This is a genomic window from Bacillus sp. YBWC18 (genome assembly GCF_002998775.1).
Taxonomy (GTDB): Bacteria; Bacillota; Bacilli; order Bacillales; family Bacillaceae; genus Bacillus.
Map to the genome: position 1 here is coordinate 415668 of NZ_PVRI01000003.1, position 24433 is coordinate 440100.

Annotated in this window: 24 protein-coding genes and 1 pseudogene; 13 read left to right on the forward strand and 12 right to left on the reverse strand. The window is 42.3% G+C overall.

The genetic code is table 11. From position 1 onward, the window contains the following. The first annotated feature begins 109 nt into the window (after nt 1-109). Nucleotides 110-1498, forward strand: a complete 1389-nt coding sequence (locus C6348_RS11600) for an MFS transporter (protein WP_034660246.1) — start codon at nt 110-112, stop codon at nt 1496-1498. 37 nt (nt 1499-1535) lie between these two features. Here C6348_RS11600 and C6348_RS11605 read toward each other — a convergent pair whose 3' ends face one another. The 3 genes from C6348_RS11605 to C6348_RS11615 all read right to left on the reverse strand — a co-directional run bounded on the left by C6348_RS11605 (nt 1536) and on the right by C6348_RS11615 (nt 3856). Further along, a complete protein-coding gene (locus tag C6348_RS11605) occupies nt 1536-2135 on the reverse strand; it encodes an undecaprenyl-diphosphatase (RefSeq protein WP_034660243.1) in 600 nt (199 codons plus the stop codon). 104 nt (nt 2136-2239) lie between these two features. Further along, nucleotides 2240-3427, reverse strand: a complete 1188-nt coding sequence (locus tag C6348_RS11610; RefSeq protein ID WP_106043151.1) for an MFS transporter — start codon at nt 3425-3427, stop codon at nt 2240-2242. Nucleotides 3428-3442: 15 nt separating this feature from the next. Beyond that, nucleotides 3443-3856, reverse strand: coding sequence for a MarR family winged helix-turn-helix transcriptional regulator (locus tag C6348_RS11615; RefSeq protein ID WP_060597470.1), 414 nt, complete (start codon nt 3854-3856; stop codon nt 3443-3445). Between the two features lie 339 nt (nt 3857-4195). On the opposite strand from C6348_RS11615, the gene spoIIID reads away from it, so the two are divergent. The 4 genes from spoIIID (at nt 4196) to C6348_RS11635 (ending at nt 7473) form a co-directional block, all read left to right on the forward strand. Continuing rightward, the gene (gene spoIIID / locus C6348_RS11620) at nt 4196-4474 is read left to right on the forward strand and encodes a sporulation transcriptional regulator SpoIIID (protein WP_008343327.1); all 279 of its coding nucleotides are present in this window, start codon (nt 4196-4198) and stop codon (nt 4472-4474) included. Nucleotides 4475-4658: 184 nt separating this feature from the next. Beyond that, entirely contained in the window at nt 4659-5660 is a 1002-nt protein-coding gene (gene mbl / locus C6348_RS11625) for a cell shape-determining protein Mbl (protein WP_012011515.1), read from the forward strand. Between the two features lie 124 nt (nt 5661-5784). Further along, a complete protein-coding gene (locus tag C6348_RS11630; protein ID WP_003215293.1) occupies nt 5785-6624 on the forward strand; it encodes a flagellar hook-basal body protein in 840 nt (279 codons plus the stop codon). A gap of 30 nt (nt 6625-6654) precedes the next feature. Next, the gene (locus tag C6348_RS11635) at nt 6655-7473 is read left to right on the forward strand and encodes a flagellar hook-basal body protein (protein ID WP_003215031.1); all 819 of its coding nucleotides are present in this window, start codon (nt 6655-6657) and stop codon (nt 7471-7473) included. Between the two features lie 14 nt (nt 7474-7487). Here the strand turns inward: C6348_RS11635 and C6348_RS11640 are convergent, their stop codons facing one another. After that, nucleotides 7488-8543, reverse strand: coding sequence for a tetratricopeptide repeat protein (locus C6348_RS11640; RefSeq protein ID WP_060597469.1), 1056 nt, complete (start codon nt 8541-8543; stop codon nt 7488-7490). A 218-nt stretch (nt 8544-8761) separates the two neighbouring features. Between C6348_RS11640 and fabZ the strand changes: the two genes are divergently transcribed. Further along, nucleotides 8762-9196, forward strand: coding sequence for a 3-hydroxyacyl-ACP dehydratase FabZ (gene fabZ / locus C6348_RS11645; protein ID WP_012011512.1), 435 nt, complete (start codon nt 8762-8764; stop codon nt 9194-9196). Between the two features lie 126 nt (nt 9197-9322). Further along, a complete protein-coding gene (gene mscL / locus C6348_RS11650) occupies nt 9323-9718 on the forward strand; it encodes a large conductance mechanosensitive channel protein MscL (protein WP_034660234.1) in 396 nt (131 codons plus the stop codon). Between the two features lie 26 nt (nt 9719-9744). On the opposite strand, the gene C6348_RS11655 is transcribed toward mscL, so the two are convergent. Continuing rightward, on the reverse strand, nt 9745-10155 hold the full coding sequence (locus C6348_RS11655) for a YwpF-like family protein (RefSeq protein ID WP_003215215.1): 411 nt from the start codon (nt 10153-10155) through the stop codon (nt 9745-9747). A 117-nt stretch (nt 10156-10272) separates the two neighbouring features. Here C6348_RS11655 and C6348_RS11660 point away from each other — a divergent pair, with 117 nt between their 5' ends. From C6348_RS11660 to ytvA, 3 genes and pseudogenes are all read left to right on the forward strand, one after another. Then, the gene (locus C6348_RS11660) at nt 10273-10629 is read left to right on the forward strand and encodes a hypothetical protein (RefSeq protein ID WP_034660233.1); all 357 of its coding nucleotides are present in this window, start codon (nt 10273-10275) and stop codon (nt 10627-10629) included. A gap of 401 nt (nt 10630-11030) precedes the next feature. Beyond that, nucleotides 11031-11891, forward strand: a pseudogene (locus tag C6348_RS11665) (Cof-type HAD-IIB family hydrolase). A 152-nt stretch (nt 11892-12043) separates the two neighbouring features. Continuing rightward, entirely contained in the window at nt 12044-12832 is a 789-nt protein-coding gene (gene ytvA, locus C6348_RS11670) for a YtvA family blue-light photoreceptor (RefSeq protein WP_106043153.1), read from the forward strand. 70 nt (nt 12833-12902) lie between these two features. On the opposite strand, the gene C6348_RS11675 is transcribed toward ytvA, so the two are convergent. Next, the gene (locus tag C6348_RS11675) at nt 12903-15680 is read right to left on the reverse strand and encodes a DEAD/DEAH box helicase (protein WP_106043155.1); all 2778 of its coding nucleotides are present in this window, start codon (nt 15678-15680) and stop codon (nt 12903-12905) included. Beyond that, entirely contained in the window at nt 15667-17274 is a 1608-nt protein-coding gene (locus tag C6348_RS11680; protein ID WP_106043157.1) for an SWIM zinc finger family protein, read from the reverse strand. Before C6348_RS11680 ends, C6348_RS11675 begins: the two co-directional genes overlap by 14 nt. A 186-nt stretch (nt 17275-17460) precedes the next feature. Here C6348_RS11680 and C6348_RS18895 point away from each other — a divergent pair, with 186 nt between their 5' ends. Further along, on the forward strand, nt 17461-17604 hold the full coding sequence (locus C6348_RS18895; RefSeq protein WP_003214884.1) for a YwzD family small protein: 144 nt from the start codon (nt 17461-17463) through the stop codon (nt 17602-17604). A 116-nt stretch (nt 17605-17720) separates the two neighbouring features. Beyond that, complete coding sequence (locus C6348_RS11685) at nt 17721-19040, forward strand: UDP-glucose dehydrogenase family protein (protein WP_066031633.1); 1320 nt, start codon at nt 17721-17723, stop codon at nt 19038-19040. A gap of 35 nt (nt 19041-19075) precedes the next feature. Here C6348_RS11685 and chrA read toward each other — a convergent pair whose 3' ends face one another. From chrA to alsS, 5 genes are all read right to left on the reverse strand, one after another. Next, the gene (chrA, locus tag C6348_RS11690; protein ID WP_060597737.1) at nt 19076-19609 is read right to left on the reverse strand and encodes a chromate efflux transporter ChrA; all 534 of its coding nucleotides are present in this window, start codon (nt 19607-19609) and stop codon (nt 19076-19078) included. Then, entirely contained in the window at nt 19609-20199 is a 591-nt protein-coding gene (chrB, locus tag C6348_RS11695) for a chromate efflux transporter ChrB (RefSeq protein WP_189293918.1), read from the reverse strand. Before chrB ends, chrA begins: the two co-directional genes overlap by 1 nt. 7 nt (nt 20200-20206) lie before the next feature. After that, on the reverse strand, nt 20207-20683 hold the full coding sequence (chrS, locus tag C6348_RS11700; protein ID WP_106043161.1) for a chromate efflux transcriptional regulator ChrS: 477 nt from the start codon (nt 20681-20683) through the stop codon (nt 20207-20209). Between the two features lie 153 nt (nt 20684-20836). Further along, a complete protein-coding gene (budA, locus tag C6348_RS11705; protein ID WP_106043163.1) occupies nt 20837-21607 on the reverse strand; it encodes an acetolactate decarboxylase in 771 nt (256 codons plus the stop codon). Nucleotides 21608-21642: 35 nt separating this feature from the next. Further along, nucleotides 21643-23343 carry an acetolactate synthase AlsS gene (alsS, locus tag C6348_RS11710; protein ID WP_106043165.1) on the reverse strand — a complete coding sequence of 567 codons (1701 nt, stop codon included), beginning with the start codon at nt 23341-23343 and terminating at the stop codon, nt 21643-21645. Nucleotides 23344-23493: 150 nt separating this feature from the next. Here alsS and alsR point away from each other — a divergent pair, with 150 nt between their 5' ends. Then, on the forward strand, nt 23494-24390 hold the full coding sequence (gene alsR, locus C6348_RS11715; protein ID WP_106043167.1) for an acetoin biosynthesis transcriptional regulator AlsR: 897 nt from the start codon (nt 23494-23496) through the stop codon (nt 24388-24390). The last annotated feature ends 43 nt before the right edge of the window (nt 24391-24433 follow it).

The window sequence follows — 24433 nt, forward strand, 5'->3', positions numbered from 1 at the left end:
CTTTTCCGAGAGAGAACTTGAATTGATTAGGGTAAAAAAGGGAAATGAATCTCATAATAACGGAAGGATTGGCAAAAAACATGCCAGATCACAAAAAGGGGGTCGGTGTATGAACAAGTGGAGAGACAGCCGAAAGGTTTTTTTAACTGCTATTGCCTTTGGAACGATGTTAAATCCACTGAATTCCTCGATGATTTCTTTGGCCTTGCATCAAATTCAGCATGAATTCGGTTTGTCATTTACGACTGTATCTTGGCTTATTTCGTCTTTTTATTTAGCAAGTGCGGTGACGCAGCCGGTGAGCGGCCGGATTGGGGATCATGTGATGAGCCGGAGAACATTATTTTTATTCGGGCTAGGTCTTGTGGCGGTGTCAGCCATCTGTGCGCCGTTTGCCCCAACGTTTGCAGTGCTGATTGTGATCCGGCTGCTGCAGGCGATTGGGAGCAGTGCCATTTATCCTTCTGGTGTCGGACTCATTCGGGATCATATTCAGGAAAAGCAGGCTTCGGCGTTAGCGGTATTGTCCATTTTTGCTTCGGCGATGACGGCACTTGGACCGACGCTTGGCGGCTTTTTGATGACAATCGGCGGCTGGCCGGCTATCTTTTTAGTGAACCTGCCTTTTATTTTGATCAGCTTCTTTCTTGGACTAACTTTGTTTCCAAAGGAGCAGAAAAAGAGAAAGCTTCGTATAGGTGAAACGGTACGGAAGCTCGATTTGCCAGGGATGCTTCTTTTTACAGTTTGTATTGTCCTTCTGCTTTCGTTTTTATTATCACTAGGTGATGGGATTCAATATGTACAGGGGATTCTTTGTCTCGTGAGTGCAGGCGCTTTTATCTGGTGGGAGTATCAGGTGGATGAACCGTTTATTCAAATTCGAATGTTCAGACAGGAGCAGCGGCTGTCACTTGTGTATGTGCAATTTATCATTTTAAATATATTTTTCTATTGTCTTTTCTTTGGTTTGCCGAGCTATTTCCAGGATGAATTAGGCTGGCGTGTGGAAATGACGGGTCTTTTTATGCTGTGCATGTCTGGGGTGAGCATCATTGTGTCGCCGCTAACAGGAAAGTGGGTGGACCGCGGGGATGAACGTCATCCAGTATTAGCCAGTGCGGTATTGATGCTGGCTGGAGCGTCTGCGATGACCTTCTTTTTTATTCCGGCACCATTATGGGGAAAAGGGGTGGTTCTAGCGCTGCTTGGACTGAGTTACGGGATTGGGAATGTTGCGCTGCAAGCTGCGATGCTCAAGGCAAGTCCTCAGCATATGATTGGCACGTCCTCTGGGCTTTTTCAAACATGCCGTTACCTTGGTTCCATTCTGTCGTCTGCTGTCCTCGGTATGCTGTTTGGGGATGAAATTGCTGGTCCTCATTTTGAGCAGTTAGGCTGGACGTTGATCATGATTTCCCTTACCGGCATCGGTGTCAGTCTTTATTTTTCGAACAAGGTCAGAGGAGGACAGCCAATAAAAAAAGCGGCGCGATAAGTGGAAGAAGATTCTTCATCACATTATCGCAAGCCGCTTAAGAGTTAGACAGGTCAGAGCCCTGATCCTTTTGCTTCCTTCTGAATATTTTCCCTACAATTGTCTCATAGAAAGTGACAATGCGGTCAATTGGAGAGTCAAAGAACTTCCATAATTTATTCATGATAAAGACAACCACGATCGATACGACTAAGCTGCCTAAGACATCTAATGGATAATGGTGACCGACCCAGATGCGGGAGAATCCTGTGAGTAATCCAAAGACGAGCAAGATGTTGCCAAGCTTTTTATTACGAGATCGAATGGCAAGTGAAAGAGCCAGTGCACCTGTTGTATGGTCACTTGGGAAGGAAGCGTCTGCTGAGTGCGGAATGAGTGTGTCGACTTTATGCGCCACAAACGGCCGCTCCTCATAATGAAACAGTGTAATCGCAAAATTGACGATAAGTGCCGCGATACCCGTTACACCCGAAAAGAAGACATGCTTCTTAAATTTGTGATTACCTAAAAACCAGCAAATCAATAAGACAAGGGCATACACAAGAATGGCCTTTTTCGTAATGAAAATCATGGCCTGATCTAAAAACTCAGAATGATGAGCCATCCCGTGTATGACTTTAAACAATTCGTAATTCAAAACATCACCTATACCTTCGCTTAATGCCAACTATTTTTCAAATAATCGTCTATTTGAAATATCCTATATTTTAGCATGTTTCCGATGAAGTTTAAAATAGTATCCTATTCTGATAGGGAGACCTTCTGTGCTTTTGCTTCTTGGGGCTTTCGTTCGCTCCAATAAAAAACAATCATACTGAGCAAGACAACAATACCTGCAATGAGATATACATTTGAAAAGTCGGTGAAGCTGACAAGAAGACCAAATACAAATGAGCCAGCAGCAATCCCCGTATCATATAAAGTGAAGAAAGTAGCCGTCGCATAGCCTGTACGGTGAGCTGGTGAGTGCTGAATGGCAAGTGTTTGTAAACATGGTACTAGCGATCCATAGCCAAGTCCAATGACACCACCTGATAAAAGAAGCATTGTCGCTGAATGTGTAGCTGTCAGCATCCATAAACCAATCGCAAAAAGAGCAATGGAAGGATAGATCACAATGTGAGGTCCTACTCGGTCAAAAAGTCTGCCTGTAAATGGACGTGATCCAAGCATCGCTGCCGCAAACACAATAAAGAAATAACTGCTTGCACCCATCAAGTGAAGGGAATTGGCATAGACTGAAATAAATGAAATGATCGGCGAATAACAGAAGGAAATAATGATGCCGACTGCCGCTGTTTTTAATGCGCCTTTTTCAAACAGGTGGGAAAAAGTAAATCGGAAGACGATGCTTCCCCCGTTTTCAGGCTCCGGCTGTCTAATCAGCATCGTAAAAGCAGCCCCGATGGTAACGATAATGGAAAAGAGAAGGAATAAGGAATGGAATCCTACTTTTCCTACTTGATTCAATGCAATAAATGGACCGATAACCACAGCAAGGTTCATGGACATGACAAAGTAGCCGAGTCCTTCCCCGCGTTTATGTTTTGGAATCATATCTGCCGCAATGGCACTGGCTACTGTCGTCAAAATGCTAAAAAAGATGCCCTGCACGAAACGCAGCATGAGAAGCGTATGGAATTGATCAATCGGAATGTATAAATAAGTGAGTAAGGCAAATGCCGTTGACGAGAAAATCGCCATCCGTTTTTTGCCGAATTTCTCAATAATGGCTCCAGAAAACGGTCTTGTCACAATAGCAGACAATAAGAAAACCGTCACAAGAAGGCCACCCTGTGATTCTGTTCCATTTAGTTCATCCATTGTGTAAATAGGCAGCAAGGTCAAAAGGGCATAAAAAGAGGTGAACGTAAATAAATTCACCAGGACAATCATGATAAAGTCTCTTGTCCAAATGCGTTCGTTCATGATGTATGTCACTTCCTATTCAGTTGATAATTTGTGTAAAAGTGTATGGAGGAGTTGTTTTTCTTCGTGGGTGAAATCTGAAAGACATTCTTCTTCAAATTGTTCCATCGTACGTTTGATTTCTTCAAATCGGGCCTTAGCATCATCTGTCATCACGATCAGATTTTCACGTTTGTCTTTTCCTTGTACACGTTTCACCCAGCCATTAGCTTCTAGACGGGTTACGGTTCGGGTAATGGTTGGGGCTTCGACGTTCAAATATGTCCAAATGTCTTTTTGGGTTTTCGGGCCGAATGTATCCAAACAAAAAAGTACAGTCCATTGGGACATGTACAAGTCATAAGCAACAAGCGCTTCGTTCGCCTTTTTAGACAGCAACCTGGCGCTTTGGTGTATTTGATGTAAACACTCTCTATTTAACGTATCCATATGCTCACCTTTTTTTAAATATTTAGCTAGGTAAATAAAATCACCTTTCCTATTTTACGTGCTCGACCCATTCTTGTAAAGTGAAAATTTTCGCCACTCGAAATGATTGCATTTTCTGATAAATCCCTTGTCCCATCTTCATTTTTAGCATATTCCCTATGCAATGCTAATACACTGTTACAAACCTGACAAAGAGAGTGTTTGAGGTGAGGGATCGTGTTTGGCATTTACTACCTAATGGATGAGAAATTAAGACGAACAAGCGCCCCTGAAAATGGATAATATTGATACGGATCTCATTTCACACTTCTCACATCCATTTTAGGGAGGTCGAGTGGTGTGCACGATTACATCAAAGAGCGAACAATCAAGATAGGAAAGTATATCGTGGAGACAAAGAAAACCGTTCGTGTAATTGCGAAAGAATTTGGAGTCTCTAAAAGTACTGTACACAAGGATCTAACAGAAAGACTGCCAGAAATTAATCCAGATCTGGCTAATGAAGTGAAGGAGATACTGGATTATCATAAATCAATCCGCCACTTGCGAGGAGGAGAAGCCACTAAATTAAAGTATAAAAAAGAAGAAATTTTAGAAGGCGAGCCTGTGAAACAGTAAGCTTAGTTCTTTGTTCATAAACATGACATATATATCTTCCTCATATCGGTAGTTTCTAACCACAAATTTTGTAAAGACTTTTGTAAAGAAATATCTTTTTTTCTGCAAATTATGATAGAATATATAATTAGGGCAGAATGTGGTATTTGCTATGGAAACAGATTTTCAAGGAGGATATATATAGATGTTTGCTAGGGATATTGGAATTGATCTTGGTACTGCCAATGTACTGATTCATGTCAAAGGAAAAGGAATTGTGTTAAATGAACCATCTGTTGTAGCTCTTGACAAAAACAGCGGGAAAGTTTTGGCTGTTGGAGAAGAGGCTAGACGTATGGTTGGACGTACGCCTGGGAATATTGTTGCGATTCGTCCATTAAAAGATGGCGTAATCGCTGATTTTGAAGTAACTGAAGCGATGCTCAAGCATTTTATTAATTCATTAAATGTGAAAGGGCTGTTCTCTAAGCCGCGTATGCTCATCTGCTGCCCGACAAACATTACATCTGTGGAGCAGAAGGCGATCAAAGAAGCTGCTGAAAAAAGCGGCGGTAAGCATGTATTTCTTGAAGAAGAGCCAAAAGTAGCAGCTATTGGTGCTGGTATGGATATTTTTCAGCCAAGTGGAAACATGGTCGTAGATATTGGAGGCGGAACGACAGATATCGCTGTCATCTCAATGGGTGACATTGTAACCGCCTCTTCTATTAAAATGGCTGGAGACAAATTTGATCTGGAAATTCTCAACTACATTAAAAAAGAGTACAAGCTGTTGATCGGTGAACGCACGGCTGAGGATATTAAGATCCAAGTTGCAACGGTATTCCCAGACGCACGTCACGAAGAGATTTCAATTCGTGGACGAGACATGGTGACAGGATTACCAAGAACGATTACCGTCACAAGCAAAGAAGTAGAAGAAGCATTGCGTGAATCTGTATCTGCGATTGTTCAGGCTGCGAAGCAAGTTCTTGAGAGAACACCGCCTGAATTATCAGCTGATATTATTGATCGCGGCGTCATCATTACAGGTGGCGGAGCTCTTCTAAACGGGCTTGATCAATTGCTTGCAGAAGAGCTGAAAGTACCAGTTTTCGTTGCCGAGAATCCGATGGATTGTGTAGCTGTTGGTACTGGCGTCATGCTTGATAATATGGACAAGCTGCCAAAGCGTAAACTCAGCTAATGATGTCCCTCATTCTTTTTCGAAAGAATGGGGGATTTTTATTAAAGAACCCTGCAAATATGCCGATATATTTCATAGAAGATTGTGTTTAGGTCATGTGAAAGAATTTTAATGAGGTGAGCACGTGTTAAAAGGACTATACACCGCAACATCTGCCATGATCGCTCAAGAGCGGCGGACAGAAATGCTTTCAAATAATATCGCAAATGCGAATACGCCAGGATATAAAGCGGATGAGGGGACCATGCGGGCATTTCCAGAAATGCTGCTAAGCCGAATGGAGTCAGGACGTTTTCAAACTTCCTCAGGAAAAGGTTTTAGTGTTCCGCAGCAAACGCCGATTGGCGGCATTAATACGGGAACATATATGCAGGAACTAATCCCTCAATTTACACAAGGAACTTTAAAAACAACAGATCAAACAACGGATGTAGCACTAGTCGAAAATAATGTGCCGATCAATCCGGAGACCAATCAGAAATCAGCGCTCTTTTATGCGGTCAATACCCCAGAAGGCGTTCGTTATACGAAAAGCAGCTCAATTACAATGAACGCACAAAATCAGTTGACTATCAATGGGCGTGCCCTTCTTTCTGTGACAGGTCAGCCAATCACGGTTCAGAGTGAGAATTTCAAAGTGAACGCAGATGGAACTGTGAGTGAAAATGGACAAAATCTCGGGCAAATTGATGTACGTGTTGCGATGGATACAAGGAACTTAGCGAGAGAAGGAAATGATTTATACCGTACAGCTGATAACCAGCCCCTGCCAAGCGCAGTCAATAACGGTCAAATGTCCTATACGTTAAGTCAAGGTGTATCGGAGCTGTCGAACGTGGATGTGACAAAATCATATACAGAAATGACAACCGCCTATCGAGCATTTGAAACAAACCAAAAAGTGGTTCAGGCGTATGATAAAAGCTTAGAAAAAGCAGTAAATGAAATTGGCAGAGTGTACTAATCAAGAAATGACAAAGAAAGGAGGATTCTCATGCTTAGAACGATGATCAATGCAGCTGTATCAATGAACGAAGTGCAAAAGCAGCTTGATATTATCAGTAATAACATCGCGAACAGTGAAACAACAGGGTACCGTGCGAAAAATACCCGTTTCTCAGAGCTGATCAGACAACAGTTCAACCAGGTGGATGAAAAAAATGCGCAGGTGGCAAACAGTCGTCTGACACCTGATGGACTAAGGCTTGGTACGGGTACGATGGTCAATGCGTCCATTAACTCGCTGCAAGGCTCGATTAAAGAAACAGGCCGTGATCTTGATGTTGCATTTGGAGCGCCATCTCAGTATATGCAGGTCAATGTCGGCGGTAATATTCGTTATACAAGAGATGGTTCTCTTTACTTACAGCCAGGCAATAATCGTAATCAAGTGCAGCTTGTCACTAGCGAAGGCCATCCGATTCTTGATGAAAACGGAAATGAAATCGTCTTAAATGCGAATTTCCGTGATATTTCAATTGATAAAAATGGACGTCTGACAGCCATTTCAAGAGATAATCAACCGAATCAGCAAGTGAATCTAGGTGTTGTACAAGTCAATAACTCTTCAGCACTTGTCTCTGAAGGAGATAATTTGTTCTCAGTTGACGGTACTTATCAAGGTGCATTAACGGCACTAAATGGAGCAAACCGCCAAGCGATTCAACTTCAGCAAGGTGCACTTGAAACGTCGAATGTGGACATGTCTAAAGAATTAACAGATCTCATGACAACACAGCGCTCCTATCAGATGAACTCAAGAACGATTACGATGGGTGATCAGATGCTTGGATTAGTGAATACAATTCGATAATGAGCAGGTTGACATCAGCCTCTCATGATAAAAAAGGCGGCTCGCTCAAAGTCGCCCTTTTTTTTATAAAAATCTGAGACATCGGCAAGCAGATCCTCAAGATCAATCCAAGCTTCTTTTCGTTCAAGACATGTGACGAGCCTTGCGATCTGCTCATCTGCCTTTGGCGTTTGGCTGTAGAGAAGAAATAAGATTTGGAACTTGATTCTTAAAATATCAAACTGAGAAACAACGGCTTCTTTTAATCCTTTTTGAATATACTTCATTCCTTCATCGGTTAAATTTTCTTTATAACAAGAACGCACCGTTTCGTAGAGGCACGATATATAGGAGTGTGCGGACTTCCGGTATGCTGGGAGACGAAGTGCTTTTTTAAAGTATTCCAGCGCTTTCTTGTGACGATTTTGTCTCGACTGAATAAATCCAGCGTCATAATAAACGATACCGAGCAATTCTTGATCATCAATGATTTTCACGTATTCGATGATCTCAATAAAAATAGCTTCTGCTTCCTCATATTTTTTTTGATCGCTATAATTAAGGCCGAGCACAATTTTACAACGATAGAGGCTATGATCATCCCCATGCTTTGCAAAGATATCCATGGCTTTTTGAACATGACGAATTGATAACAACGAATAGCGGTTGTTATAATAAACACCACTTGTTCGGAAATGGAACTCTGCTTCCTCCAGCTCATCGTTAAGGAATGACAGGCGTTCTTCCGCCTTTTCGAGATAGTAGATCGCATCATTTTGATCGCTGTTTAAAGCTTCGTAGAGCCCTAGAAAGAAGTAAAAGTAATAGGCCAGTTCTTCGTTCATATCATCTTTGTGCTGCATCAGTTCATGTTTGATTTTTTCTAGGTCCTCTGTCTGATTCATCCAGAGCTGATGGCGAAAAAGCATCAGCTGATAATGTAAATAGAGTTCCTGTTTTTTTGATATTTTACGTTTATGCTTTAATAGAGTTGTTTTGATTTCTTCAGCCTTCGAAAAATGTCGATGCTTCAGCATTGTATACCACGAATGGAGAAGTTTTTTAATGGATTTATCACTCATAAAATTCATTTTTACCCTCTTATTCAATCAATGATGTAATATATATTACCATATTTGTGAAAAAACAATGAGTGTAGTGTGGATTATATTTGATGACAATAGGTAATGATATATTCTATTTTTTACCATATATGCAGAGCGGACGTTGAAAAATACGAGCATTCATAATATACTTCTATAGGAATCAAATGAAGATCATCGATATAGAAAAAAGGAGAGATCAAGATATGCTTGATGCTCAGCAAATTCAAGACATTATTCCACACCGTTATCCATTCTTATTGGTCGACCGTATTTTAGAGGTTGAGGGAGAGAAAAGAGCGGTTGGGATTAAAAATGTCACAGTGAACGAAGAATTTTTTAATGGTCATTTCCCAGGATACCCAGTCATGCCGGGTGTGCTTATTGTAGAAGCACTTGCACAGGTGTTTGGGGTGATTATGTTAGGTAAAGAAGAAAACAAAGGGAAAATTGGTTTGTTTGCAGGAATTGACGGCTGCCGTTTCAAAAGACAGGTGAAGCCTGGCGATCAGCTTCGTTTAGAGGTAGAAGTGACGCGTCTCCGAGGTCCGGTTGCAAAAGGAAAAGCAGTAGCTACAGTAGATGGCGAAGTTGCATGTGAAGCAGAACTAACATTTTCTATCGGTCCTAAAGTATCATGATTTGCCTGGCGGTTCATCAAGGATGAATCGCTTTTTATATGGAAACGACCAGCCTGAACGGATCAGGACTTGCATTTTTGACAAAAAAACGTCATATTAGACAAAAAAAGATGAAGGTGATAAAAGATGCTGAAAGAATTTAGAGAATTTGCAGTCAAGGGAAATGTCATTGACTTGGCTGTAGGTGTCATCATTGGGGGAGCATTTGGCAAAATTGTCACTTCTCTTGTGAATGATTTGATCATGCCGCTCGTCGGTATTATTATTGGGGGACATGATTTTAGCAGTCTATCTATTAAGATTGGATCTGCTCAAATTTTATATGGGAGCTTCATTCAAACAGTGATTGATTTCTTGATTATCTCGTTTTCCATTTTTATCTTTATTCGTTATTTGAATAAATTAAAACGGAAAAAGGTAGAGGAAGAAGAGGTTGTAGAAACGCCGGATCAAACGGAAGTTTTACTAACTGAAATTAGAGATCTATTGAAAAATCAAAGCCAATCGAAAGATGTGCAATAGAAAAAGAGCGGCAATCCCGCTCTTTTTTATGTGTTTTGTTTAAATGCATCCAGCAGTTTTTCTCCGGAAAGCCCCTCTTTGACGAGGTCTTTTAGTACTTCTTCGGTTTCTGTTCTGTAACGGTTTGTAATCATTTTACCATCGAGCAGCACAGAAATGTTTTCTTCTAAAGCAACAATGTTTTTGACTTGGACAGATAGATGAACAGGGCGGTTGTTTTCTTTTGTGATCGTCACAAGAATCTTCACTTCAGTGTGCTGCTGAAAAAGCACCTCAAACACCTGTCTATGTTTCTTTGGAATGAGTGCCTCGATCATCCAGTGATTTTCACCATCTTCTTTATTAATGATTAAACCGTCACGAAGGGGAATGCTGGACATTTTATCTTGCTTTGGATCAAGTTCGATTTTTAAATCAATCAGCCTAAAGGTTTTCATATTTATCACCTCACAAGCGTTCATTATTCGTAAGTATTATTATAGCATACAACATCTGTATAAATGAAACCGCTGCCTGCTTAGAACGAGCTGTATATGAGTGAAAGGAGATGTTTTATGGAGTCCTATCAATTGCGAAACATACATATTGGCGAGGAGAAGGCAAAGAGCACAATGCGCGTTTATTCGTGGGGAGACATTCTTTCATTTTGTGATGTGTACATGGAAGAAGGCGAGTCACTCACGTTTCAATACGTCACCGAGGATCAAATGGACTGCTTTGAATTTCAATTGTCGATTCATGACGGGCAGCTTTGTTTTTATTGGTTTGCGTGGGACGGTTCTGATTATATTCACATGCCTTCTAGTAATTGGATTCATTCAGACGTTTTTTATCAATTTATGAAAAATAAGTTTTTCATCAAACAAAACAAGATGATGTTTTATACTCAAGCAGTAAAAAACAGAAATTAAAGAGGAAATAGAGAATTTGAGAGATCATTTTGTCATTTTCATGTTTTGTCACATACGACCTTTCTCAGTAGACTAAGGGCAGTTGAAAGGAAAGGAGGTACGGTCTGAAATAAAAGGTAACGTCTAGCATCTGACAGCCCCCCTCTAGCTAAAGCTGATAGACGCTGCCTTGTGCATAAGAACACTGCGTAATAGAACCATAGCTTCTTTGTATAGGTCATGTGTCCCCTGTAAATCCCCTTGTGTGTATCCGGTCATGTAGCTTGGCCGGGTACCCTTTTATTCACTGATAAACCGATCACCTCTTGCAAATAGTGGATACTCATTTCATAATGATGATGGATTTTATCAGCGGTATGATAGCCGAAAATGGAGACAAAAAGGAGAGAACGATGACAAACATTCAATTGATCGCAACGGATTTAGACGGAACTTTATTGAACAGTGAACACAAAGTGAGTCGGGAAAATGAGCAGGCATTAAAGGAAGCAGCGGCGAATGGAATGGAAGTTGTCGTTTCAACAGGAAGAGCGTATTTTGATGTGAGGTCTATTTTTGATCAGCTTGGTATGAATACATAGGTGATTAGTGCCAATGGAGCTGTGATTCATGATCCGGCTGGACAAGTGTACCATTCAGCTGTTTTACACGAAGAAAAGGCCAAACATATATTGTCATGGCTTGAAGAACGTGACTATTATTATGAAGTTTTTACAAACGAAGCCATTTTCACACCGAATCGCGGTAGAGAGCTTCTTGCGATTGAAATGGACCGCTTAAAAAGTGCTAATCCAAAAACGGATCGAAATATTTTAAAACAAGCGGCAGAAGTTCAATACAGTCAGTCAGGTTTTTCTTATATTGATACATATAAAGAATTGTTCCGTGAGGATCGAAAGCTTTCATTCTACAATATCTTAGGTTTCTCTTTCTTTGAAGACAGATTGAAGGCAGGATGGGATATGTTTGGTGATGATTCAGATGTCACAATGGTTAGTTCAGCCGATCATAACTTTGAAATTGGTTCAAAGGAAGCATCTAAAGGGCAGGCATTAACAAGGCTGGCAGAACGACTTGGTATTCCTTTAAGCCAGACAGCGGCTGTAGGAGACAGTTTAAATGACGAATCGATGCTTCTAGCAGCTGGTGTTGGGGTTGCGATGGGCAATGCGAGACAGGATATGAAGGAAATCGCTGATCATGTCACGTTAACAAATGATGAACATGGTGTGGCGCATATGATTCGACACCTTTTGAAATAGATGAATCGGATGTCGTTGTATAAATCACATAGGATAAAGCGCATTCTACAAAAGAGGAATTCAGAACTACTTCTATTTACACCTGATGTGGAACATCATATAATTTAATTATGAACATAACCCGCTTGTAAGAAATTAAGGAGAGTAAACGAATGGCGCTGGAATCTTATAAGTCCGAAAATCTGCATTTAATCAAGGAAGCCTTAGATTATACTCAGGTTGGCCTGACGGTGACGGACCCGTCTTTACCTGATAATCCTTTAATATATGTGAACAAGGGCTTTTTAGATATGACAGGCTATCAAGAACCCGAGGTATTGGGGAAGAATTGTCGTTTCCTTCAAGGAAATGAAACCGAGCAAATCGCTCTCAATCAAATTAGAACAGCTACTGAGAACAAAGAGGCTGTCACTGTTCAGCTGAAAAATTATAAAAAATCTGGACAGATGTTTTGGAATGAGTTAAGTGTGGCTCCTCTTTGGATTGACGAAAATGAAGGAAAACGTCTTTATTTCGTTGGTCTGCAAAAAGATGTCACGAAAGAGAAGGAACAGCAGGAGCTTCTTGAGCAATCGATTGATGAAGTGCTGAATATTTCTGTTCCAATTGTTCCTGTGAAAGATGGTATTTCTGTGTTACCGATCATTGGTACGTTAACAGCGCAAAGATTTCATAAAATTATCTCAACAGTCTCCACCTATATCTCTCAATCCAAGGACGATTATTTTATTGTCGATCTGTCTGGTTTATTAGAAGTGGATTCATTTGTGGCAGATGCAATTTTTAAGCTGAACGATTTAATTTTAATGACTGGTACTGAACTCATTGTGACAGGAATTAAACCGAATCTTGCGATGAAAATGGGAGAAATGAGAGAGGACTTCCGTGAATTGAATACGTATATGAACGTGAAATCTGCATTGAAAAAGCTGCACATTTAACCTATGTTCATATGAAATGAAAAAAGAGGACTTTTCATCATGTTTGAGAAAAGTCCTCTTTTTGCTGGGATTAAGATGATTGAGCGGCCGCACTTAATGTGAATAAATCTTCTAGTTCGTTCGTCGATAGCTCAGTAATCCAACTTTCACTTTGGATAATTTGATCATTTAACGTTTGTTTTGTTTCGAGCATTTGATCGATTTTTTCCTCAATCGTGCCCGTTGTGATCATCTTATGGACGTGAACAAATCGTTTTTGTCCGATCCGATAAGCACGGTCTGTCGCTTGGTTTTCCACAGCAGGATTCCACCATCTGTCGTAGTGAATGACATGGTTTGCGGCAGTTAGGTTAAGTCCTGTTCCTCCTGCTTTTAAAGAGAGAATTAAGATGTTGAATTCTTTCTTCTGGAAGCGATCCACCATTTTATCCCGCTCCTGTTTTGACAGGCTGCCATTTAAAAATTGAACTGGTTCTCCAAACATCTTTTCCGCCAGCTGCTTGATCATGTTCCCCATTCCAATATACTGCGTAAAGATGAGGCAGCTTTCTCCTTGCTCATGTATTGCTTTTAACAGCTCTGCGAGTTTATCCATTTTTAATGAACGTTTCAGCAGTTTCACATCTGTTCCACTCTCTTTTAAATAGAGAGCCGGATGATCGCAAATCTGTTTGAGTCTGCCGAGCATACTTAAAATAATGGCTTTCCGCTGCATTCCTGTTAACGAAGCCATGTGTTCGAATGTATCCTTCACGAGCTGTTCATATAAAGAAGCCTGCTCAGCGGATAGCGGAATGAAATCTTTTTCTTCGAGTTTCTCAGGCAGGTTCAGGGCGACCTCTTCATCTTGCTTTGTTCTTCTTAATAGGAAGGGCTTTATCAGCTGCTGCAGCTGTTCAATTCTTTTTTCATCACGGTCTTTTTCAATCGGCAGGACGAACTTCTTATGAAAGTTCGTCAGGCTGCCGAGATATCCTTTGTTGACGAAGTCGAAAATGGACCAAAGCTCTGTCAAACGGTTTTCCATAGGTGTCCCGCTAAGGGCAATATGATGCTGCCCTTTGAGCTGTCTGATCGCTCTCGATTGTTTCGTATGGGCGTTTTTGATGTTTTGGGCTTCGTCTAAACAAATCGTATCCCACTTTGCTGACGTTAATTCATCACGATCAGAATGTGAGAGTCCATAAGACGTCAGGACAATATCTGTTGACTCGTATGCCTTTGTAAAGTGTTCCCCTTGAGGGCGCGATGGCCCGTAATGCAGAGCGACATTCAAATGTGGTGCGAAGGTTTCAAGCTCTCGCTGCCAGTTTCCTAAAACAGAGGTCGGCGCAATGATGAGAGATGGAGCGGCATTTTGCTTCTGCTCTTTCAGATATGTGAAATACGCAATCATTTGAATCGTTTTTCCAAGGCCCATATCATCTGCTAAACAAGCCCCGAATCCATGAGATCTTAAAAATAACAGCCAGTTGACACCATGCTGCTGATATGGCCTTAGTGTGCCTTTGAAGGACTCACTCATTTCGTAGGAAGGCAGCTCATGCGTATCATTTAACTGATGGACAAGTCCTCTTAATTGAGACGAAAGTTCAAATTGAATATGTGCAAATGCTGAGCTGTCTAGCAGTTCTGGTATCGATTCAGAGGATGCTTCTTGATCTGCCAGCTCGCGTGACAAAATATCAGACATGTGCAGCCCTTCATTTTCGGCGCGCTCCATCCATTTTTTCATTTGCTGGATGAAGGTTGGATCGATTTTGATCCATTGCCCTCGAATGTTGACAAGGCGCCGTTTACTTTGGACAAGATCGTTGAACTCATCTTCTGTCAGTTCGATGCCGTTTGTAGCAAAGCGCCAATTAAAGTCCATCAAGGCATCCATTCCGACATGCGACTCGCCTCGCGGGGTAGAGGAAATCCTTGCTTTTAGCATCATGGTGCTTTCTTTGACGATTTGCCACCACGATGGGAGCAGGATCTCAATGCCCATATTCACAAGTGTTTCACTTGCTTCAGACAGGAAGAGCCATGCTTCGTCTTCTGACATGAGCGTGGTGCCAGATGTGAAAGAGAGCCAAGGTACAATTTGACTGAATCGCTCCAGCTCTCTTGAGATTTTATCTTGATACGGATGCCAAGACCTTTTCAATGAACGGATACCCTCAAAAAAGTGAAGGTCGCTGTTTTTCTTATCACGCAAAAACAATTCGATTTTCCAATCATCTCCGTCGAAATCCGGTTCATTTAAGCGCAAGCCGACAGTGAAAGGCGTCTCGTCATCAATCCAGCCAATCGTCTCCAAGAAATCCTGCTCATCTAAAAAGCGTCCTTGGAAGGATGAGAGCGCAGGCGATTGTGCTGTCATGCGGTTCCATTTGTGCTGCAAGGCATCATCATATTGAATGTAATCCTGTACGGCAAAGGAGAACCAATCAGCCGTATAGCCATCTAATAGTCCTTCTTTGTCTTTAAACCGAAGCACACCTTCTGTCCACGCCTCGTAATCGGGAACGAAATCTTCGTCCTCGATGAATTCGTAAATGGTGGAGGCTGTCTTCATCAGTGGTTCTGTTTCATCCGTTAATGTCACATGACTAAAGGTATTAAATGAATTTTTTCCTAGCAATTCAACGGTCATCCAAGGGCTTAACAGGAAGGCAGGTGTGCCAATAAAGCTCACATCTTCTAAAAATGTTCCGTAAAAAGACGATTCGTGCCATTGGAAAAGCTGCCTCTTCATTTCATTAAGTGGAACAGGGAGTCCGTCCTCTGTTTGCGCTGAAATGGTGAAAGAGAAATCTTCTGTTTGTTCTGCATGAATGACAATTTGTTTATGGCGTGTCATCAATTAATTTTCCTTTCTTCATTTCCTCTTGGAACGCACGCAGCCGTTTCGTTGAATCCTGCAGCTGCTTGACATATCTTTCCCAAATCGCGGTTTTTTTCGTTTTATGATAAAGGGTGCGCAGTTTTTTTAGCATTTTCACAGATTCTCGATAAGCACTTCGATTCTTTTGATCGAGAAGCAGTGAGATTTCACGGTGGTACGATGGAATGAGCGCTTCAGGCTCCTCTTTTGCAATTTGTTTGATCAGATCCTTCTCCAGTTCACTGATGGAGAAACCAACAAGGCTGTGAATCTCAATCCATTCTGCATAACGCTGCTGTGCATATAATAGCTGACTATATTCAGTAAACGCATAGGGCATGCAGATTTGGAGGTAGCGTTCATATAAATGATGATCCTTCGTCTGCTTAAAGTATGCGTCTAAATAAAAGAAGAAATCACTGACGGCTCCTCGCAGTTCTCTATAGGAAAGGTCGAGCTGGCAATATTCCTCTAAAATATAGGTAATCTCATGATACCAGAGCTTGAGCCGCTTCCAGTCCTTGCGGTTTGTGAGATCCTTCAGCCAATTGAGCACATTTGGCAGCATATCTGCATTGAGCAGCTGTAATTGCTGAAAGAGGCTTTCGTCTTCTTTCTGTAAATAATCCATGTGCATCAGCCCGATGGTACGTTCAACCGTTTGTTCTTGCTGCTGAGCGTTCTTCAGTAATTCTGTTTCTTTTTTAACCCATTTCCCTCTATTTAATATGGTGCCCCAAATCTCCATAAAGACCGCTACTCGTTCATGCTGGAAAGGTCCGTTTATTTGAAGAAGTGCCCGAACGGCAGTTGGTGTGTTTTCAAGAAACGGATCGAGGGAAAAGGAAAGGGCGTATGTCTTCAAGTGATCCACTGAATCGAAAATGGTGTTCATGAGCTGTTCTACATATGGATTCATGGTATAAAAGTCCTTCTCGGCATCAAGCCGGCCGAGGTCGATCAATTCATGAATCCTTAACCACACATCGATTGAGGTATGAATCGCATACAAACTCTTGAATTCAGGTGAATGAGGTGCGTGTTTTTTTAGGATTGATAAATAGCCGTAATACAAATGCTGCGGTGTTTGCTGGTGCTTTGGTGTCCGTTTCAGCCAGAGGTTAAATTCCTCTTGGAAAAAATTCATCCAGCTTTGGAGTGATTGTTCGTCTGGGCGCTTCACTTGGAAGTGCTGGCGAATCAATTCTTTGCTGCGTTGTAATTCATCCTTTTCTGACCAATTTTCTGTAAATCCGGTCACACTCTCTACTTGAGCGTATAGCGAAAAGAAGACAGCGAGAATGTGTTTACAAAGTCCATCTGCCGGACATGAGCAGCTGCTTCTCACAGGAAACAGCACATGAAGGTGGACTCTTGCTGCCACGACATCATGTACATAAGCTGACCATTCCGTATCAGATTCTTGCTTGAGACGATATACACTGTCCTGTCTATAAGTAATCAATGCTTTTTTGATGAGTTGTTTGTTTTCATCTGTTGCAGGAAGAAGTTCTTTGAGCTGTTCGGCTGTTTGTTTGATTTCTTCTTCGTTGATGTTGTGCTGAAGCATTTGATCCGCTCCTAACCAAGTAAAAGATTCCAATTCTTTTATTATAGCTCAATGGTGATTTATAAAAAAGTTTTTCATGAAAATGGTCATAAATTTCAAAAGCTGTCGAATGATGTATTAGAGTATTGCATAAACCAACCATACAGCATATAATAATGAAATTAGTGGAATCGAAAGGATACAGACATGGACAATAAGGGTTTAAATCAAGAAGAGTTTTTAAAAATTTTGATGTACGCTCATGATATTGGTGAGAATTCAAATGATGTCACCACAAAAGAAATGCTTGAAAATCTGATTGCTCATATTCGAAATGGTCTTGTTTCATAAAAGTGACCCCCTGCTAGTGATGGCAGGGGGTTTTTGTATGCTTTTATGAATGGAACGAAAGCTCCCGGCATACGATGTCATTACAAGCATAAGGCGTATGGGGAGCTGATGGTGTCATGAATATTGCAATTGCAGGCTGTGGATATGTGGGGCTGGTCACAGGTGTGTGTTTAGCGGAGGCAGGGCACAATGTGGCGTGTATTGATATTGACCGGAAAAAGGTCATGCAGCTGAAACAAGGACATCCACCAATGTATGAGCCAGGATTAAAAGAATTGCTGAAACGCAATCTTGAGCAAGGAAGAATTCAATTTTACATAAATGGAGCGGCAGCCTACCCGCGGGCTGATGTGTTAATGATTGCGGTCGGCACCCCGCAGCAGGCAGACGGCCAAGCTGATTTACAGTATGTGTTTCGGGCTGCAAAGGAGATGGGCACAAAAGCGAAATCAGGTGCGGTTCTTGTGGTGAAAAGTACGGTGCCTGTCGGAACGGGTGATCAAATCGATCAGATGATACATCAAGAATTAGGACGGAATGAGCCGTTATCTATTGCATCTAACCCAGAATTTTTACGGGAAGGCTCTGCCATTTCAGATACTTTGAGGGCAGATCGGCTTGTCATTGGGGCTGAAACAAAAGCCGTATTAGACCAGCTAGAGGAGATGTATGCTGATTTCCACCTGCCAGTGGTCAAAACAGACCGAAAAAGTGCCGAAATGATCAAGTATGCATCAAATGCTTTTCTTGCGACTAAAATCAGCTTTATGAATGAGATTGCTTCCATTTGTGAAAAAACAGGTGCTGATGTTGAATGGGTTGCGCGGGGAATGGGGCTCGATCAGCGGATCGGTTCTTCGTTTCTCAAGGCGGGGATTGGCTACGGAGGTTCTTGTTTTCCAAAGGATACAAATGCACTTGTCCAAATCGCAGGGCATGTGTCCCACGATTTTGAGCTGCTAAAGGCTGTCATTAAAGTAAACAATGAGCAGCGAGCTGGTTTTATCCGAAGCATTCAGGAGAGACTGGGGGCAAATCTTGAAGGGAAGCGAATTGCGCTTCTTGGCCTGTCCTTTAAACCGAATACAGACGATATGAGGGAGGCGCCGTCGGTTCCGATCGCTCATGAACTCCATCAATTAGGCGCGGAGCTTGTGGCTTATGATCCTGTTGCTACACGTCATGCCGCTCGTGAACTGCCGGATCAAGTCTTGTTTGCTCAAACGATTGAAGAAGCGATAAAGGATGTCCATGCAGTTTGTATATTAACAGAGTGGACGGAGATTCAGACGTTTCCGCTCACGTCCTACAAGGAATGGATGAGACAGCCGCTTATTTTTGATGGGCGAAACTGTCACACGCTTGAAGCGGCAGAACAAGCAGGGATCGAGTATCATTCGATTGGGCGCAGACCGGTTTCTCCAATTTATATGTAAAAGAAAACCGATAACAGGCCATGTTATCGGTTTTTTTAATGCGGCAGAATGAATCCGCCATATAAAAAGGCAGCCACAATGAGAAAGGCGGGGTGCATTTTGAATTTGGTCATAAAGAAAAAGGAGATCGCGGCAATGGCGAATGATTGCGTCCAGCCGATGGCTTTCACTGCATCTCCGCCGATTTCCCATGTTAATAAAAGCATCATCATCGCAATGACGGGCTGTACGGATAAGGTCATGCCTTTTACGACAGGGGATTGGCGAAAGCGGTCAATCAGCTTGAGCAATAAAATCAATCCAATGGCTGATGGCAGTACAGTTGCAAGCAGTGCCACGATAAAGCCCGGCCAGCCCATGACGTCATAGCCTACATATGCCGCGATCTTCGTAGCAATTGGTCCTGGCAGTGCATTGGCTAATGCAAGCATATTGGAGAACCCTTCGTTCGTCATCCAATGAAAATGATTGACGATTTCTTCATAATTGAGCGGGATGGATGCAGGTCCTCCGCCATATCCTAATAGATTGGACAAGAAGAATGCCCAGAATAAAAAGAGAATCAGCATCATGAAGACACTCCTTTCTCTTTATTTGTTCGATTCCAGCGTTGTTTCAGTTTGAAATGAAAGGCGCCATAGAATAAAAAGATGATGACAATGATTCCTGGATGAATGGACAGCACCTGCAGTCCGATAAAGGCAAGAAGGAATAGAGCGATACCGAAGATCGTTCCGAAGCCTTTCAGCGTTTTTTGTCCAAACTCATATGCCATGATGCCTAGCAGAACGGCAATAACTGGTGTTACGGCGCCAATCATATTTTGAATGATTTGTGAGGAGCTTAAGACGCTGACAAGTGTGACGAGTGCCACCATGGCGAGACATGTTGGTAAAATATGAGCAGCTGTTGCGACAATTGCGCCGGATACGCCCTTCAATCGATAGCCGAGATATGCAGACATTTTGGTCGCGATCGGACCTGGTAATGCATTGGCGATGGCGAGTGTTTCTCCAAACTCGTCATCATTGATCCAGTGATATTTCACCACCGCCTCATGGCGAATGAGCGGTATGACGGAAGGGCCTCCGCCAAAACCGAGAATACCGGTTCGCACCATAGCGATGATGAGTTCAATATATGATTGCAAGTGCTTCAACTCCTGTCTACAATTTCATGCCTATTCGGCTTTTGTATCGTTTAATGAGCATTTGGCAGTCCACACTCACGACGCCTTCTAGCGGGTATAGCTTTTTTGTCAGGAATGTCTCCATTTCCTGTTCATTTTGAAAAATGCCATGCATATGCAGCTTGCTTGGCCCTGTCATGTGATAAAGGCTTGTGACAGCTGTTTCCTGCTCAAGCTGAAGGGCTACTGCTTCTAAAAATTTCGGCTCCACTTCTACATTAAAGAAGACAGAGACGTGAATGCCGATCTTAGCAGGGTTAATCACTGTAGTGAATCGTTCAATGACGCCTGCTTCAATCAGCTGCTGAATGCGGGCTTGTACGGCAACACGTGAAAGACCGACTTGTTTCCCGAGATCTGTATAGGACATACGCCCGTCCTCGTGTAATAGAGATAAAATTTGTTTATCCCTTTCATCTAATGTTAGGTTCGGAATGCTATAGTCGTTGGACATCATATGACCACCTTTCTTCTGTTGGTATTTTATCATATTTCATTACGAATAGAATGAATGAATTTCAATTTACTAGCGAAATGAAATATCATGGAGTGATAAATAATCTTTTTGCATAAAAAGACACCCCGGAATCAACGGGGTGTCTTCATTTTATTGATCTGGGCTGCTTTCCGCACTGGCAATTTGTTGTGCAAGGTCAGCTCGATCAATGTCTGCTTGGAAGAACTCCTGCGTATTTGGCAAGTGTAAATTCATATGACGTTTTTGAGAAATGCGGATGGTCACTTGATCAACGGTGTAATCAAATACGTGTCCGCCGACACTCCGATCGTCATCAATGAAATGAAGATGATATCCACTCACCGCAATACCATGTGCGTATTGCGGTGTACGGAAACCAGCGATCGTTCCTTGAATATCCTCGAAATCGAAGATGGGCTGTGACTTGACTGCTTCCACCATCGGAACGTAAGGTTTTTTCTGTTTTTCGACCGTACGTGTTTGAACCTTTTTGAATGATCCATCAATGCGGATCGCATAAAAAACATTCTTACTAGGTAAAATGCGGTCGATTTCTTCTTCTAGCTCTTTGGACGTCATGGTTGCATCAATTCGATGAACGATATCTGTTTCAAAGAATGCTAGAGAGCAGAATGGTGAATAGTCTTGATCGGTAACTGGTGTCGCTGTTCCATCCGAGCGCAGTCGATAAAATGCGCCGTCAAAGCCGATCAGCTCTCCATCTAATTGATTGAATGTACCAATGCCGAAATCACCGTGCTTGGGAATATGTGCAAGGGAGAAATCTCCATCATATACGGCTTCCAGCAAAGAGGTCATCGTCGATACTTGATAAACCTCTTGCTGTTTGTCATGTTGTCTTGTGTCGTTCTGTTGATTCATTGGGTGCATCATACCCATATCCGCTCACTCCTTTGATGTAATGTATGGACATCTTATCTGACGTTCAATGTGTGTTTTTCACGAAAGACTTCTGGCCATTTTTGACTGGCGAGGTCTGGGTTGTCTTGATAGTCAATCGGAATATCAATAATAACGGGTCCTTCTATGTTTATACCCTTTTGAAGGACAGTTGAAAGCTCTTCAGGTGAGTTAACCCGTAATCCAGTCGCTCCAAAGCTTTCCGCATATTTCACTAAGTCGATCTGTCCGAATTCAACGCAGGATGTGCGGTCATATTTCATTTCCTGCTGAAACGCCACCATGTCGTATGTGCTGTCATTCCAAACAAGGTGAACGAGATTTGTTTTCATGCGGACGGCTGTTTCAAGCTCCATTGCAGAGAAGAGAAAACCGCCATCACCTGAGACCGAAATGATCTTTTCATCTGGATTCAGTATGGAAGCCGCAATTGCCCATGGTAAGGCGACGCCTAATGTTTGCATTCCGTTGCTCACCAGGAATGTGTTCGGCTCATAGACGCGGAAGTGACGCGACATCCAAATCGCGTGAGATCCGATATCACACGTGACCTTCGTGTCATCAGGAATCAGGCGTCTTAATGTATGAATGACATTCAGCGGGTGAGATAGATGACTGTCTCTTTCTGGTGCTTTTTCAATGTCGCTTAACAGCTCCTGTAATTCAGTGACTAAATCAATTTGTTCTTTGCATAGAGAAAGTGGAACACTGTCATGGGCTAGATGTTTAACGGTTTCAGCTATATTGCCTACAAGCTCAAGCGCTGGCTCATAAAAATGATCAATATCTGCCTGCATGTCATCCACATGGATGATCTGGCGCTGCTGCGGCTGAATATTCCAATGCTTCGGATCATATTCGATTGGATCAAAGCCGATGGTCAAAATGACATCTGCTTGTTCAATGAGTAGATCCCCCGGCTGATTCCGGAATAAGCCGATTCTGCCTACATATTGAGACTCAAGCTCTCTTGAGAGAACGCCGGCTCCTTGGTACGTTTCGACAAATGGAATCCCAAGTGTTTTCAATAATGTTCTAGTGGCGTTTGCAGCAGCTGGACGACTTGCTTTCATTCCCACAATCGCAACAGGTAAGTGTGCATTTTGAATTTTGGCGATGGCCGAACTGATGAGAGCATCCGGTGCAGGACCTAGTTCTGGAGAAGGGTGAGCAGACACTGGTGTTTGTGTGGTGTGTTCTGTCACGACATCTTGTGGAAAGCTGATAAATGCTGCTCCAGCCTGCCCCTTTTGTGCCGCGCGAAAAGCATTTGTTAAGGCTTCAGGTATATTATGAACGTCTTGTACTTCAACACTGTATTTTGTGACTGGTTTGAATAATGCCGCATTGTCGAGTGATTGATGTGTTCGTTTCAGCCGATCCGCACGAATGACGTTTCCAGCGATTGCGACAACAGGGTCACCTTCTGTATTGGCTGTTAATAGACCTGTTGCTAAATTAGATGCGCCAGGACCTGATGTGACGAGACAAACACCTGGTTTGCCGGTTAAGCGGCCGACAGCAGCTGCCATAAAGGCTGCATTTTGTTCGTGTCTGCATAGGACAAGTTCTGGACCTCTGTCTTTTAATACATCAAATACGGCATCAATTTTTGCACCTGGAATCGCAAAAATATGGGTCACACCTTGAGCAATCAGCGTATCGACAATCAATTCTGCTCCTCGTCTTGTTAGGGGTTGTGCTTGAGAATTCATTTACCCCGCACTCCTTTCGGCAAGTAAAATTTTTTATGAAAATATATTTTCATGATATGATTTACTATACATTTCAAAAAGAAAATTTTCCAATATATGTTTAACGTGGTTTTAATATGTTTCACGAATAAGTGTGCGAGGAGTGAAAGGATGGAACTGAGACATTTGCAGTATTTTGTCACAGTAGCGGAGGAGCTGCATTTTGGCAGAGCAGCCGCACGGTTGAATATGACACAGCCTCCACTTAGTCAGCAAATTAAGCAGTTTGAAGAAGAATTGGGGTTTCCTTTGTTTCACCGGTCGAAGCGAGTGGTGGAGTTAACAGCTGCTGGAAAGGTCTTTTTACATGAGGTGCGTGGTGTGCTGCATCAGCTTGATAAAGCCGTTGATCATGCCCGGCATACAGCAAGAGGAGAGCTGGGGAAAATCATCATAGGGTTTGTTGGAACAGCGACGTATGATATTCTGCCGCCAGTTGTACGCGAATTCAGAGCGCTGTATCCCTCTGTCAGTATTGAGCTGAAGCAGCTTTCTGTTCCGCAGCAGCTAGGGGCGCTTTTAAATGGGGAGATTGATATCGGTTTTTTACATCCTACATCTCCGCATGAAGAACTTGTCAGCCGTTTGATGAAGCAAAGTGAATGTATTTTTGCGATTCCGAAAAATCATCCGCTGGCGAAAAAAGAGGCGGTCACGATCGAAGATATCCGTCATGAACCGATCATTTCTTTATCAAAGGAATCATGGCCGTCCCTTTATCAACACTTTGTCCTGCTATGTGAAAAGTACGGATTTTCTCCGAATATTGTGCAGGAAGCAGCGGAATATCAAATGGTTATTGGCCTTGTCACAGCTGGTATCGGTATTGCGGTCATTCCAAAATCAGCCCGGCGTTTATTTAATCTAGATGTTGTGTATCGGTCCATTGAAGGTGAACAGCTTCTGGCGGAATGGACGATTTCCTATAGACGAGAGAATCATAATCCTGCTTTATTTCATCTTGTCCACCATATCCTGCATCGCACCGAGCCGGAATCAGAGGCATAGAAAAAGGGGTATGGTATGATGTCGTTACACTAAAAGGAGGCGT

What these genes read in the sequence shown, in the direction of transcription:
- mbl (WP_012011515.1), top strand. Translation starts at nt 4,659, where the DNA reads ATGTTTGCTAGGGATATTGGAATTGATCTTGGTACTGCCAATGTACTG.
- C6348_RS11610 (WP_106043151.1), bottom strand. Translation starts at nt 3,427, where the DNA reads ATGAACGAACGCATTTGGACAAGAGACTTTATCATGATTGTCCTGGTG.
- C6348_RS11635 (WP_003215031.1), top strand. Translation starts at nt 6,655, where the DNA reads ATGCTTAGAACGATGATCAATGCAGCTGTATCAATGAACGAAGTGCAA.
- C6348_RS11660 (WP_034660233.1), top strand. Translation starts at nt 10,273, where the DNA reads ATGGAGTCCTATCAATTGCGAAACATACATATTGGCGAGGAGAAGGCA.
- C6348_RS11675 (WP_106043155.1), bottom strand. Translation starts at nt 15,680, where the DNA reads ATGACACGCCATAAACAAATTGTCATTCATGCAGAACAAACAGAAGAT.
- C6348_RS11680 (WP_106043157.1), bottom strand. Translation starts at nt 17,274, where the DNA reads ATGCTTCAGCACAACATCAACGAAGAAGAAATCAAACAAACAGCCGAA.
- C6348_RS11640 (WP_060597469.1), bottom strand. Translation starts at nt 8,543, where the DNA reads ATGAATTTTATGAGTGATAAATCCATTAAAAAACTTCTCCATTCGTGG.
- fabZ (WP_012011512.1), top strand. Translation starts at nt 8,762, where the DNA reads ATGCTTGATGCTCAGCAAATTCAAGACATTATTCCACACCGTTATCCA.
- C6348_RS11600 (WP_034660246.1), top strand. Translation starts at nt 110, where the DNA reads ATGAACAAGTGGAGAGACAGCCGAAAGGTTTTTTTAACTGCTATTGCC.
- budA (WP_106043163.1), bottom strand. Translation starts at nt 21,607, where the DNA reads ATGGGTATGATGCACCCAATGAATCAACAGAACGACACAAGACAACAT.
- C6348_RS18895 (WP_003214884.1), top strand. Translation starts at nt 17,461, where the DNA reads ATGGACAATAAGGGTTTAAATCAAGAAGAGTTTTTAAAAATTTTGATG.
- alsS (WP_106043165.1), bottom strand. Translation starts at nt 23,343, where the DNA reads ATGAATTCTCAAGCACAACCCCTAACAAGACGAGGAGCAGAATTGATT.
- C6348_RS11615 (WP_060597470.1), bottom strand. Translation starts at nt 3,856, where the DNA reads ATGGATACGTTAAATAGAGAGTGTTTACATCAAATACACCAAAGCGCC.
- chrA (WP_060597737.1), bottom strand. Translation starts at nt 19,609, where the DNA reads ATGCTGATTCTCTTTTTATTCTGGGCATTCTTCTTGTCCAATCTATTA.
- C6348_RS11685 (WP_066031633.1), top strand. Translation starts at nt 17,721, where the DNA reads ATGAATATTGCAATTGCAGGCTGTGGATATGTGGGGCTGGTCACAGGT.
- alsR (WP_106043167.1), top strand. Translation starts at nt 23,494, where the DNA reads ATGGAACTGAGACATTTGCAGTATTTTGTCACAGTAGCGGAGGAGCTG.
- mscL (WP_034660234.1), top strand. Translation starts at nt 9,323, where the DNA reads ATGCTGAAAGAATTTAGAGAATTTGCAGTCAAGGGAAATGTCATTGAC.
- C6348_RS11655 (WP_003215215.1), bottom strand. Translation starts at nt 10,155, where the DNA reads ATGAAAACCTTTAGGCTGATTGATTTAAAAATCGAACTTGATCCAAAG.
- ytvA (WP_106043153.1), top strand. Translation starts at nt 12,044, where the DNA reads ATGGCGCTGGAATCTTATAAGTCCGAAAATCTGCATTTAATCAAGGAA.
- chrS (WP_106043161.1), bottom strand. Translation starts at nt 20,683, where the DNA reads ATGTCCAACGACTATAGCATTCCGAACCTAACATTAGATGAAAGGGAT.